Here is a 12485-nt window from a genome sequence, read left to right as displayed (position 1 = left end):
AAATCTCTCAACAGTTCGGTTTTTTTATTTACTTCACATAAAATTCATACCTGACTGATTACACTCATCAAATAGAATAAATACAATCGCTCGAAAGTAGGATGAGTCCATGTTGAAAACTCTGATGCGATGGATAGACAGCTGGTCCACACCCACAGCGCCCGAAACACTGACGGCTGAAAACAGCAAGATTCAGTGGCAGCGGATTTTACCCTTTATTCTGTTGCATCTGGCTTGTCTAGCAGTGTTCTGGGTGGGAGTGTCGTGGTTTGCAGTGGGCTTTATGCTGCTGTTCTACCTGATTCGTATGTTTTCCATTACGGCTTTTTTTCATCGCTATTTATCGCATAAAACCTTTCAGACCTCGCGTCCAGTGCAGTTCCTATTTGTATTACTAGGCACCATGAGTGCACAGCGTGGCCCCTTATGGTGGGCAGCCCATCATCGTTATCACCACCGCTATACAGATTCTTCACAAGACCCGCATTCATCTACTCACGGTTTTTGGTATAGCCATGTGGGTTGGTTTCTGAATGAATATAACTTTGCCACGCGTAAAGAAGTCATCAAAGACTGGCTGAAATATCCGGAATTAATCTGGCTAGATCGGTTTAGTCTAATTGTGGTGCTGTTGACCGCGGGTGGGATTTATGTGCTAGGAGAATGGCTGGCAATAGCTTGGCCGCAACTGGGGACTTCCGGCTTGCAATTACTAGTCTGGGGATTTGTGGTGTCCACCGTGTTGCTGATCCATGCGACCTTATGTATCAATTCACTGGCGCATCATTACGGTAGCCGTGATTTTGACACTGATGATCAAAGCCGCAACAATTTATTCTTGTCTATCATTACTTTGGGCGAAGGCTGGCACAACAATCACCATTATTATGCAGGCAGTACCCGACAGGGCTTTTACTGGTGGCAGATTGATGTGACCTATTACCTCCTAAAAATTATGTCTTGGCTTGGGATAGTCTGGGGTTTAAAGCCAATTCCAGCGCGGGTCTATGACGTCAGTAAAATTGCACAAGCTCGAAAACAGAGAAAAGTAGCCAAAACAGGCGCTCCTACTATTCATTCGAAGGAATCACCATGAAAATTGCGATTATTGGTTCAGGTATTTCCGGTTTGTATGCGGCTTGGAAATTAGGTAAAGTGCATGACGTTACCGTCTTTGAAAAGAATAATTACTTTGGCGGCCATACCGATACCCATCAGTTGAATATAGATGGCGAACAGGTCGCGGTGGACAGTGGCTTTATTGTATTTAATGAGCATAACTATCCACTGTTCTGTGCAATGCTCAAAGAACTCGGGATTCAATCGCAAAGCAGTGACATGGGCTTTTCGGTCAACAATCAAGTCACTGGCTTGCAGTACAATCCTTCAAAAAAATTCTCGCTGTTGTTCCGACCGCAAAACTTCTTTAACGCTGATTTTCGCGTGATGTTGTCGGATCTGTTCCGTTTCTATGCGGCGAATAAAGATATTGATATTCAACAGGTCGATGCACAGCTCAGTATTGATGCATATCTCAATCGACATGACTATTCCGAAGCCTTTCGTCAGGAACATCTCTATCCGATGTGCGGGGCGCTATGGTCCTGTCCAGTAGAGCAAGCTGGACAGATTCCGTATAAATTTGTGGTGAGCTTTTTTCAGCACCATCGTATGTTGCAGCTGAAAGAGCGACCTTCGTGGCTTACGGTCAAGGGTGGATCAGCTCGTTATGTTCGTGCCATTCAGGCCCAATCAAATATGACTTTCCGCAAGACAGGTGTGCTTCATGTATCCCGTAGTGCCAATGATGTAGTGATTGAAACTGGACAGGGCAGTGAACGTTTTGACTGGGTCATTTTTGCCAGCCATGCTGATGATAGCTTGAATTTACTTACAGACCCGTCAGCGCAAGAGCGGGAAGTACTTGGCAAGTTTCGCTATCAGGATAACCATATGGTGGTGCATTCCGATACTCATATCATGCCCAAATCCAGACACCAATGGGCCAGCTGGCATGTACATGTGACACCTAGTCGTGCAACCGAATCAACTCCATTCCAGCATAGTGGTATGCATTATGGTTTCAGTTACTGGATGAACCAGTTGCAAAACCTGAATTGTAAAACCCAAATCTTTGCCACACTCAATCCTAACTTTAACCTCGATCCGAAAAAAATATGGGTAGAACGATATTACCGTCATCCAGTATTTGATGCTGCCGCGATTGAGGCACAACAACGTTGGGCTGAGGTTAATGGTCAGAACCGGACGTCATACTGTGGTGCCTACTGGGGCTGGGGCTTTCATGAAGATGGAGCGCGTAGTGCTTCATGGGTTGTAAATCAGTTGCTGCAACACACTGAGCAAGCGGCTTAGGAGTACAGAATGCAAATGTATCCACTGGCTATCGCTTCTACCGAAATTCGCCATCGTCGCTATTTGCCCAAATCACATGCTTTTGAGGTGAGGCTTAGCTATTTATGCTTTGATCCGGATCAACTGGCAAATTTTACCCAAAAATCTTGGTTCTGGTCTTCTAGTCGCTGGAATTTATTGACCTTGGATGAACGTGACTTTCTGAACATGGAATATGGCTCGATTCGGCAGAAAGTTGCACGGTTACTGATCAAGCACGAAAACTATCATTTACCACATGCTGCATCTATTCGTGTACTGGCTTTACCACGCACACTGGGTTTTCGTTTTAATTCTGTGGTGTTTTATTTGATCTTTGATACGACCGATCAACTGATTTTTATACTGAGTGAAATCACCAATACACCGTGGAATGAACGTCAGGTGTACATTCACGATTGTCGGCACAATGTAACTAAACATACGCCTTACCAGAGCCACCAGTTTGACTTTAAAAAGGCCTTTCATGTGTCACCATTCATGCCGATGTCACTGGATTATCGTTGGCGTTTTAGCTTTTCAGAACAGCAAAATGTGATTCACATGCAGCTGTTTGAACAAGAAATATTGCAATTTGATGCCACGATGAAATTTAAGCTACAAGCCATCACACTTCCTTCACAGCAACATCGATATGCTGTATTAAAAGTTCTTGAGCCCTTTAGGATGGTGAGCGGGATTTATCTACATGCTTTGCGCTTATGGAAAAAGAAAATTCCGTTTTATCGGCATCCTAAAAAAGAAAAAGGAAAGACATGACTATGAAAACACTGTTAATGGGAGAGCATACCGAACTGCCGATAGTCCTACGCCATATGCTGAAATTGCGTCATGGTCAGCTAATATTTAAAGGTATCTGGAATGGTCTGGTCGGGGAAAATTACAGTGACTTGCATGCAGTAATTCAAGTTCACGACCAACGCCTTATCGATTTGCTGTTCCGTAATGGTGTACTGGGGGCAGCAGAAGGCTTTATTCGTGGTTACTGGAGCAGTGAAGATCTGGTCAACGTAATTCGTATTCTAGCACGTAATCGTGATGTGCTTGATCGGATGAATCAAAATGTAGTGGCAAAAGCCAGCCAGTTGGTACTCAAGGCTTGGTATAAATCCCGCAAGAATTCGATTGATGGTAGTCGTCAGAATATTGCTGAGCATTATGACTTGAGCAATGATTTTTTTAAATTGTTCTTAGATTCCAGCATGATGTATTCCAGTGCGGTGTTTAAAGAACCCTGTATGAGCTTGGAACAAGCTTCAGATTATAAAAAAGAACTGATCTGCCAAAAACTTCAATTGCAACCGATGGACCATTTGGTTGAAATTGGCAGCGGCTGGGGAGGCTTTGCCATTTATGCGGCTCAGCATTATGGCTGTAAGGTGACCACCATTACCATTTCCAAAGCTCAGTACGATGAAGCACTCGCCCGAGTTGCTGAAGCAGGGCTGTCTCATCGGGTGTCTGTACAGCTTCAGGACTACCGTTTACTCGAGGGTAAATACGACAAATTGGTGTCCATTGAAATGATTGAAGCAGTTGGTGAGCAATATTTACCAACTTATTTCCGAAAATGCCGCGAGCTCCTCAAGCCGAATGGTCTAGCCCTGATACAGGCGATTACGATTGAAGATGCACGCTATGTTAAAGCTTTAAATACAGTGGATTACATTAAGCGTTATATTTTCCCTGGTAGTTTTATTCCATGTATCAGTGTGATGACGCAAACGGCTTCTGAGCAAAAACTTCGTCTCAAACATCTGGAAGATATTGGTCAAAGCTATGCACAAACCCTCAAGTGTTGGCGCCAGCGTTTTCTGGAGCAGCGTGATCAAGTACTGCAACTTGATTTTGATGAGCGTTTTATACGTATGTGGGATTTTTATCTGTGTTATTGCGAAGGTGGTTTTAGGGAAGGTGTGATCAGTGATGTTCATTTGCTGTTTGAAGCCAGTGCTTACTAAGCAGAAATAAAACAGGAGGGCGACATGCTGATAGATTTATTTTTGCTCAATGTCTTCATCATGCTCTGTAGCTGGGTGTTGGTGACCTATAACCGCAGAGCAGGGCTGGTCGATGTCGCTTGGAGTTTCAGTATTGTCCTTAATGTGATTATTGCCGCTTGGGCGATTGACAGTGCACCGATGTTGGTTCGGTTATTTCTGGGACTGGCGAGTGGGATCTGGTTTTCACGGCTGACTTGGCATCTGTTCCGGCGCTATTCCAATGAGACCCAAGAAGACACGCGTTATGCCAACATGCGCCGAGCGATGGGGGATTATCAGCATCTTGGTTTTCTGGTGTTTTTTATATTTCAGGCAGGTTTGGCTCTACTGTTTTCTTACCCAATGCTGAAGTTGTTAAGTATCTCGACCCAGCAATGGAATGACTGGACTTTGGTCACTGTGATTGTGGCGGGCATGATCATGCTATCTGCTTTGATAGGCGAAAGCACTGCCGATCAGCAACTTTACCGTTTTAAGCTAGATGCACAGAATCAAGGTAAAACCATGGATCAGGGCTTGTGGAAATACTCACGCCATCCGAATTATTTTTTTGAATGGCTGCATTGGTTTGCCTATCCAGTGCTCGGTCTGGCAGCAGGATGCTATGAATTATGGATTTATCCGCTGCTGATGTGGCTATTCCTGTACTACCTTACGGGTATTCCATTTAGTGAAAAACAGGCCCTCACCCACCGTGGTGACAACTATAAAGACTATCAACGACGAACTTCAATGTTTATTCCGTGGCCACCCAAAGAGTAGGTAAATACATGGACTTTATGATTCAAAAATCTTTAGAACTGATCGAAAATGGCAAGGTGCCAGACCCAGTGATTCGTGCTGGTATTAAAATCTTGAGCAAAAAACGTTTGGCACAAGAAGGTCGGTTTAATCCCGCATTGGCAGCGCAGCGCTATATGGATGTGCTGACCATGCTGAAAAGCAGCGAAATTGCCATTGAGACAGACAAAGCCAATGAGCAGCATTATGAACTGCCGACCGCATTTTTTCAGGCAGTACTCGGTAAGCGTTTGAAATATAGCGCGAGTCTATTTGAACATGCCGATATGACGCTAGACCAAGCCGAAGAAGCTGCCCTTGCATGCTATTGCCAGCGAGCACAACTGAAAGACGGGCAGGATATTTTGGAAATTGGCTGCGGTTGGGGTTCTTTAAGTCTATATATGGCCGAGCATTATCCAACGGCCCGTATTACAGTCGTGTCAAATTCTTCAACGCAGCGCGAGTATATTCAGGAACAAGCCCGTTTAAAAAAACTGGATAACCTTAATGTGATCACTTGTGATGTCAATGTGTTGCAACTTGAACCTGCGTCATTTGACCGTGTGGTATCGGTGGAGATGTTTGAGCATGTACGCAACTATCAAAAACTGTTTGAAAATATTAGTATTTGGCTCAAACCAGATGGCTTATTGTGGTGTCATATTTTCTGTCATCGTTTCTTGCATTATCCGTTTGAAGTCAAAAATGAGTTTGACTGGATGTCGCAATATTTCTTTAGTGGTGGTTTGATGCCAGCAGCCTCAACTTTCCTACATTTTCAGCAGCATTTACAGCTAGAACAGCACTGGCAATGGGCGGGCACGCAGTATGAACGTACCGCAAATGCTTGGCTAGAAAATATGGATGGTAAACAGGCCGAGCTAAAGCCCTTATTTGAAAAAACTTATGGCGCGGATGCCGCAATCTGGTGGCAGCGCTGGCGGATTTTCTTTATGGCCTGTGCCGAGCTATTTGGTTATGACCATGGACGCGAGTGGGTCATTGGCCACTTTCTGTTAAAGAAGAAAGCCGTATAATTGAACAGTGGGATTGGCCAGCGGGGAATGCATCAATGTTAAAGCTATTTAGGGACAAACGTGATCATCCTCTGGGTGAGGTGTTTAACCGCTACTACTGGCTGCAAATCGGATTCATTGCCTTGTCTGTGGTGATTGGGATTGGCTTCAGTGCCTGGGTGATTAAAGGTTCTTTGCTCAGAACGGCGCTAGAACAGGAAATGTCACACTACTGGCAGCGATTAGAACGTAATCCTGCCGCAGAATTGCCCGATACCAAAAACCTGTATGGTTACCGCTGGAATACTGTGTCTCCCTCCCAATTTAAGAATATGTCACTTGAGCAAGGGGTGAATCGGCATTTTGTCGATGGTAAGGAACGCATGACCGTTTATGGCGAAAAAGATGGGCAGCATGTCCTGTTAGTCTTTGGTGAAAGCAATGTCAATAAACTGGTCTGGCTGTTTGGTCTGGCACCACTGATGGTCAGCTTGTTTGTACTTTATAGTATGTTATGGTGGTGGAACCGTCGTGCCCGACGCTATTTTTCTCCCATTACCAGGCTTGCCAACGCACTGGAACATATTGATTGGGAAGATTATAAAAATCAGGCTTCACCGTTTCATGACATCCGGACTGATTCAAATCTGGAAGCGGAATATCTGAAGCAAGCGCTAGAAAAATATCATCAGGTATTAAGCGAGTTTATTCAGCGTGAACGTGAATTTACTGGTGATGTCAGTCATGAGCTTCGCACACCACTTACCATCTTAAAAGGCAATGTGCAGTTGTGTCAGGCACGCTATGGGGACAATAAATCATTTACTCGCTTGAACAACACCATTGAAGACATGCAACTATTAGTTGACACACTACTGGCTATCGCCCGCAATACCACCAATACTTTAACCGCTGAATCGACTATGCTTTCTGAATGTCTGGAAAATGTAGTTCAGGATCTGGATAGTGTTAGCCATAACAAAGGCATGCGGATAAATTTTCAAAAAGATCTAAACGAACAGCCACGTAAACTTTACCCGTCGATGACCAAAATGGTATTTGGCAATATTTTGAGGAATGCACTGAATTATTCACAAGGCACAGAAATTGATGTCATTTTGCAAAAAAATACAGTATTGATTGCAGATAATGGTGTCGGCATTCCTTTACCGAATAACTCAAAGGTGCAAGAACTGTCGGGGCAGCAATTGCAGTTAGAGATCAAAGGTCATGGCATTGGACTGCAATTGGTACAGAAGTTGTGCAAGCAGCTTAGCTGGCGAGTGGAATTGTTTGATCGGCAGTATTATCTCAATACCCATCAGGATGTTGATCTGGCGATGACGACTGGACTGATTGTCGTCGTGTATTTAAATTAAGGCTGGGCTTCTAGAACTTAAGCTTCTAAAGTGATCTTTAACCCTACACCAGATATGGTATGAATTAGTTTTTGCTCAAAAGGCTTATCGACCATTTTACGCAAATTATAAATATGACTACGCAGGGCATCGCTTTCAGGCTCTTGATCCCCCCAAAGCTCTATCATAATTTCCTGTTTAGTCAGAACTTTAGGCGAATGACGCATCAGTAGTTTGAGCAGTTTAAATTGAATGGGGGGCAGTTCAATAGTTTGTCCTCCACGAGTCAGTTGCTGTGTTGCAGGGTCCAGAATAAGATCATGAATTTGAAGACGGCTAGAGGAGACTTCACCCTGTGAACGCTTGATCAGAGCTTTGACTCGAACCACCAGCTCATTAAAGTCAAATGGCTTGACTAGATAATCATCCGTTCCTGAATTAAAACCTTTAAGTTTGTCATTCAGCGTATCACGTGCGGTGAGCATCAGCACAGGGAGGTCCATACCTTCTTTATTTCGTAGCCATTCACATAGTTCATAACCCGAACCATCAGGTAAGTTAATATCTAAAAGTAAAATATGATAGCGTTGCTGCTTGAGCAATTGGCGCGCAGCATTTAGGTTTCGAGCATGATCGACCACAAAACCATGCTCTTCTAGAAACTCGCATAAGGTAGATGCCAGTTCGTAATGATCTTCAACCATCAAAATAAAATGTTTAGACATAACTGTAGAGACTACTTTATTAATTGCTGTTTTAATTTAGCACTAAATGGCTGAGGACCTAGCCATATATTAAAATATTGCTGGGCTAATGGGTTCTGGAGTTGTCCCTGCAGTTTCTGGTTTAAGTATAGGCTTAATGTGTGTGTGGCATGGCTATATTTTAGTTGGTATAGATCTCCTGAGTTCACTGGACGATACAGATCGGTGATTGGATTGAAAACAGCCTGAATCTTTTGATCTTTGATATTACGTTGGAGTAGATGTGTGGCTGCACGTTTGAATGCCCATTCTGGAATATTCTGCGTATAGGTAAAATCCATCTGCATGTTTTGGCCTTGCCAAGGCTGATTACAGTTTTGCGCAAAGTAACTGGCCACACCGACCTGTTTTTGTCCCACCATTAGTGGGCCATTACCACATTTATTTAAGGTTTGTGCATGCGCCCAGGAACCGAAACTCCCGAACATCAGTACAGTGGTTATGGCTACTTTTTGAAAGGTAGTACCCATGAATAGGTTCCTCCTACATAAGGCAAAGAACGATACAGACCATTGGCCGGATCCCAGAAGTCTTGTTGGAAAATAATCTGATGGTTTTGGTTGACCTTTATTTCACTGATTCCAAATGAATCCATTGTTCGTGTTTTTCCGAACATTTTAAAATCATAAACCATATGCCAATGTACATAGGCAGAGTCTTGATGATATGAAGTATTTAATAGATTGACAGTTACATTACTCACTCGCTGGTTCATACCTTGAAAATGTTCAAGCAGTTTTTTACGCGATGAAAATTGCGACAGAGTATCATTAATAAAAAGTTGATCTGCATACAGTGCTCCAGCATTTTCAACAAATTTAGGTGTGCCCAACGTATTAAATGCCGAAGTGAAGCGGGTGCCAATGTCTAGTGCTTTTGCATCATCTAAGGGTATTCCCTGAATACTCGCTCTGGCATTTGCATAGTCAAAGGAATAACGAGGAACACTTTTACATCCTAATAGAAAAAGCACGGGTAAGGATAAGGCAACTACCATTAACGTTTTGACTTGATTCATGTTCACTGTCCATCTTCACAGTTTATCCTCTCACTTTAGAGAGGCTAGAGTGAACAGAATGTGAAGATAGACGCTAAAGACAGTACATTGAATAGAATTTTAGTGATCAAGGATTAAATTTCATTTTCTCTTTTTTCCTCAGCCATTAACCAATGAATGATATTCATGACATCAGGATTCTCATTATTTTTTCTGACCATTGCATAAAAATTATAGTCACAATAGATAAAACCAAAAGGGGCAATGACTCTTCCATTTAATATTTCTTTTTCTACTAAAATTTGAGGTGCTATCGCAATTCCTAAGCCTGACACAGCCGCCTCTATCATTAAATTGAGACTATCGAAATAACGATCATTCGCTTTTGGGGAAAAGTGAATTTTGGACTGATCAAACCATGTATGCCATGCACTTTTATTTGAGTGGGTATGAAGTAATGGATAATTTAAAAGATCATTTTCTGTATGAAGAGGATTTATTTCCCGATTACAAATAGGCCCCATGTTATCGGGAAATAAAAGATATTTATTCAAAAAGCTGGGAAGAATATGATTCTCATTGATGCTATTGATAAATATGTCAATTTTCTCTTTTTCTAACAATTTTAAGTCATTACATGTCATTAATTTGATATGGATATTGGGATAAATGACTTCGAGCTTTTCTAATCGGGGAATCAGCCAATTTGCCATGAAACTATGAGAAGCGCCTATTACAACTTCTACCTCTGATGTTTTATTTGTTAGCTCAAAGATGCATTGTTCTAAATGATTAAAAAGATGCGTACAAACTAGCGATAATTCTTCTGCATCCTTCGTCAGAGAGATGGTAGAGGAATGCCGAATAAACAATTTTTTATCTAACCATTCTTCTAGCTGTTTTATTTGATGGCTAATCGCACTATGGGTGACACACAATTCTTCCGCAGCTAAGCTGAAACTTTTATGTCTGGCAACTGCTTCAAATGCTTTTAAAGCATTAAGGGGAGGTAATATTCTACGTTTCATGTTGTAAAATTTTCTAACAGCATAAGCTCAAAATATATCAATTATCAGAAAAATGAAAATATTTTAAGATGAAAAAAATGGATACAGCAAGAGATATGAGATGACAACCCCTTATACAGGTAATGGTCCTGATGACTTGGGATTTTTTGGTAAATTTGGCGGATGTTATATGCCAGAGAGCTTGATGCCAGCACTTCAAGAATTAGAGCAAGCCTTTAATACTGTTCGGCATAAACCTGAATTTTGGGCTGAATATCAACAGATTTTAATGGACTTTGTTGGTCGTCCTAGTCCTCTTTTTTATGCAAAAAACCTAACAGCATATGCAGGAGGTGCTCGAATATATCTCAAGCGGGAAGATTTGAACCATACGGGGGCACATAAGATCAATAATTGTGTCGGGCAAATCTTATTAGCTAAATTTATGGGTAAAACCAGAATCATCGCAGAAACTGGTGCTGGACAACATGGTGTTGCAACAGCAACAGTTTGCGCACTTTTTAAGATGAAATGTACCATTTTCATGGGAGAAACAGATATTCAGCGCCAACAAATGAATGTTGAGCGCATGAAATTACTCGGAGCTGAAGTCCGAAGCGTTCAAAAAGGTCGTGGTACTTTAAAAGATGCCATGAATGAAGCATTACGTGACTGGATTCGTCATGTGGATACAACCTATTACTTGTTGGGTACGGGTGCAGGTCCTCATCCATATCCCATCATGGTCAGAGAATTTCAAAAAATTATTGGTCTAGAAGCCAGAAACCAAATACTCCTCAAAGAAAATAAACTGCCTGATGCTTTAGTTGCTTGCGTTGGTGGTGGATCAAATGCATTAGGGTTGATGCATCCTTTTCTAGAAGACCTGAATGTCAAAATGTTTGGCGTTGAGGCAGGTGGAAAAGGAACAAATAGCGGTGAACATGCGGCCTCTATTTGCAAAGGTCAAGTCGGTGTGCTACATGGTAATTTAACCTATTTATTACAAGATTTAGATGGACAGATTTTAGAGGGGCACTCTATATCAGCTGGCTTAGATTATCCTGGTGTCGGCCCTGAACATGGCCTTCTGTTTGAAACAGGACGTGTGACATATACGGCTATAACCGATCAAGACGCTGTAAATGCATTTCAGCTTTTAAGCCAACAGGAGGGCATTATTCCAGCTCTTGAGAGTTCTCATGCGATTGCATATGCGATTCAACTTGCTCAAGAAATGCAGCCAGAACAGATCATTATTGTCAATTTAAGTGGCAGAGGTGACAAAGACTTAAACACGGTAAAAAAATATCTTGCAGGAGCTACAGCATGAACCGTCTAGATCAAAAATTAGAGCAATTAAAACTGGAAAATCGAAGCGGTCTGGTCTGTTATTTTACTGCTGGAGATCCTAATTTTGCAGAAAGTTGTCGTCTGATGAGTCAATTAGGTCAAGCTGGGGCTGACATTATTGAAGTTGGCATTCCTTTTTCAGATCCAGTGGCAGATGGAGAGATCATTCAGGCAGCACATCTTAGAGCATTAAGTGCAGGTCAAACGGTAAAACAGACCATTGAGCTGGTAAAAGCAATCAGGCTGCATGATGACAAGACACCAATAATTTTTATGACTTATTTAAATCCGATTATGCAATATGGTTTCGAAACACTTGTCGCCGAAACAGAAAATCTTATAGATGGAATATTGATTTTAGATGCTCCATATGGATATCGAGAAAACTTTGAAGTGCAATTAAATGAAAAAAATATGCATTTAATTGCAATGACAGCGCCGACTACCCCAGTTGAAAGGTTAGAGCAAATCTCAGCGCGCGCGACAGGTTTTTTATATCATGTTGCAGAAAATGGCTTAACAGGGGGGCATTTAAATCTACCCAATATTGAGAAAAAGATTGCTGAAATCAAGCCTATTTTTAATATTCCAGTTGCAATTGGCTTTGGGATCAAAAATGAAAGTCATGTTAAAGCATTAGCCAATAAAGTAGATCTTATTATCATTGGCTCAGCACTTGTCAATACTTTTTTTAATAAGGGGATGAATGCGACTTTAGAAAAAGTCACAGTTTTTTCGCAAATCCTGAGAGAAAATAAAGAATAGGCCAGCTTCTTTCATAGGTATTCT

General features: G+C 41.9%; 13 protein-coding genes. 9 read left to right on the top strand and 4 right to left on the bottom strand.

Annotation, left to right across the window (positions count from 1 at the left end; all coding sequences use genetic code 11):
• Window positions 1-109: 109 nt before the first annotated feature.
• From KVY11_RS00545 to KVY11_RS00515, 7 genes are read left to right on the top strand one after another with little or no spacing between them, the layout of a single operon-like run.
• A complete protein-coding gene (locus KVY11_RS00545) occupies window positions 110-1096 on the top strand; it encodes an acyl-CoA desaturase (RefSeq protein WP_168158503.1) in 987 nt (328 codons plus the stop codon).
• A complete protein-coding gene (locus KVY11_RS00540; protein ID WP_218287650.1) occupies window positions 1093-2376 on the top strand; it encodes an NAD(P)/FAD-dependent oxidoreductase in 1284 nt (427 codons plus the stop codon). Before KVY11_RS00545 ends, KVY11_RS00540 begins: the two co-directional genes overlap by 4 nt.
• A 9-nt stretch (window positions 2377-2385) precedes the next feature.
• Window positions 2386-3174, top strand: coding sequence for a DUF1365 domain-containing protein (locus tag KVY11_RS00535; RefSeq protein ID WP_218287649.1), 789 nt, complete (start codon window positions 2386-2388; stop codon window positions 3172-3174).
• Window positions 3171-4376 (top strand): cyclopropane-fatty-acyl-phospholipid synthase family protein, encoded by a 1206-nt coding sequence (locus KVY11_RS00530; RefSeq protein ID WP_004981573.1) that lies wholly within the window; start codon window positions 3171-3173, stop codon window positions 4374-4376. Before KVY11_RS00535 ends, KVY11_RS00530 begins: the two co-directional genes overlap by 4 nt.
• A gap of 24 nt (window positions 4377-4400) precedes the next feature.
• Window positions 4401-5180, top strand: coding sequence for a DUF1295 domain-containing protein (locus KVY11_RS00525; RefSeq protein ID WP_218287648.1), 780 nt, complete (start codon window positions 4401-4403; stop codon window positions 5178-5180).
• 8 nt (window positions 5181-5188) lie between these two features.
• Window positions 5189-6238: a cyclopropane-fatty-acyl-phospholipid synthase family protein gene (locus tag KVY11_RS00520; protein WP_218287646.1), complete on the top strand. Its 1050-nt coding sequence runs from the start codon at window positions 5189-5191 to the stop codon at window positions 6236-6238.
• 35 nt (window positions 6239-6273) lie between these two features.
• Complete coding sequence (locus KVY11_RS00515) at window positions 6274-7596, top strand: HAMP domain-containing sensor histidine kinase (protein WP_218288193.1); 1323 nt, start codon at window positions 6274-6276, stop codon at window positions 7594-7596.
• A 17-nt stretch (window positions 7597-7613) separates the two neighbouring features.
• Here KVY11_RS00515 and KVY11_RS00510 read toward each other — a convergent pair whose 3' ends face one another.
• The 4 genes from KVY11_RS00510 to KVY11_RS00495 form a co-directional block, all read right to left on the bottom strand.
• A complete protein-coding gene (locus KVY11_RS00510; RefSeq protein ID WP_004981566.1) occupies window positions 7614-8300 on the bottom strand; it encodes a response regulator transcription factor in 687 nt (228 codons plus the stop codon).
• Between the two features lie 11 nt (window positions 8301-8311).
• On the bottom strand, window positions 8312-8809 hold the full coding sequence (locus tag KVY11_RS00505; protein WP_218287645.1) for a chalcone isomerase family protein: 498 nt from the start codon (window positions 8807-8809) through the stop codon (window positions 8312-8314).
• Window positions 8785-9357, bottom strand: a complete 573-nt coding sequence (locus tag KVY11_RS00500) for a nuclear transport factor 2 family protein (protein ID WP_218287644.1) — start codon at window positions 9355-9357, stop codon at window positions 8785-8787. The genes KVY11_RS00505 and KVY11_RS00500 overlap by 25 nt, the downstream gene beginning before the upstream one ends.
• Before the next feature lie 113 nt (window positions 9358-9470).
• Window positions 9471-10364 (bottom strand): LysR substrate-binding domain-containing protein, encoded by an 894-nt coding sequence (locus KVY11_RS00495; protein ID WP_218287643.1) that lies wholly within the window; start codon window positions 10362-10364, stop codon window positions 9471-9473.
• Between the two features lie 100 nt (window positions 10365-10464).
• Here KVY11_RS00495 and trpB point away from each other — a divergent pair, with 100 nt between their 5' ends.
• Both trpB and trpA read left to right on the top strand, forming a co-directional pair.
• The gene (gene trpB, locus KVY11_RS00490; protein WP_218287642.1) at window positions 10465-11676 is read left to right on the top strand and encodes a tryptophan synthase subunit beta; all 1212 of its coding nucleotides are present in this window, start codon (window positions 10465-10467) and stop codon (window positions 11674-11676) included.
• Entirely contained in the window at window positions 11673-12461 is a 789-nt protein-coding gene (gene trpA / locus KVY11_RS00485; protein ID WP_218287640.1) for a tryptophan synthase subunit alpha, read from the top strand. The genes trpB and trpA overlap by 4 nt, the downstream gene beginning before the upstream one ends.
• The last annotated feature ends 24 nt before the right edge of the window (window positions 12462-12485 follow it).

Origin of the sequence: Acinetobacter sp. CWB-G5 (assembly GCF_019209785.1) — a bacterium.
GTDB lineage: Bacteria > Pseudomonadota > Gammaproteobacteria > Pseudomonadales > Moraxellaceae > Acinetobacter > Acinetobacter johnsonii.
The sequence above is the reverse complement of the archived record's forward strand: the minus strand, read 5'-3'. Positions and strand labels throughout refer to the sequence as shown.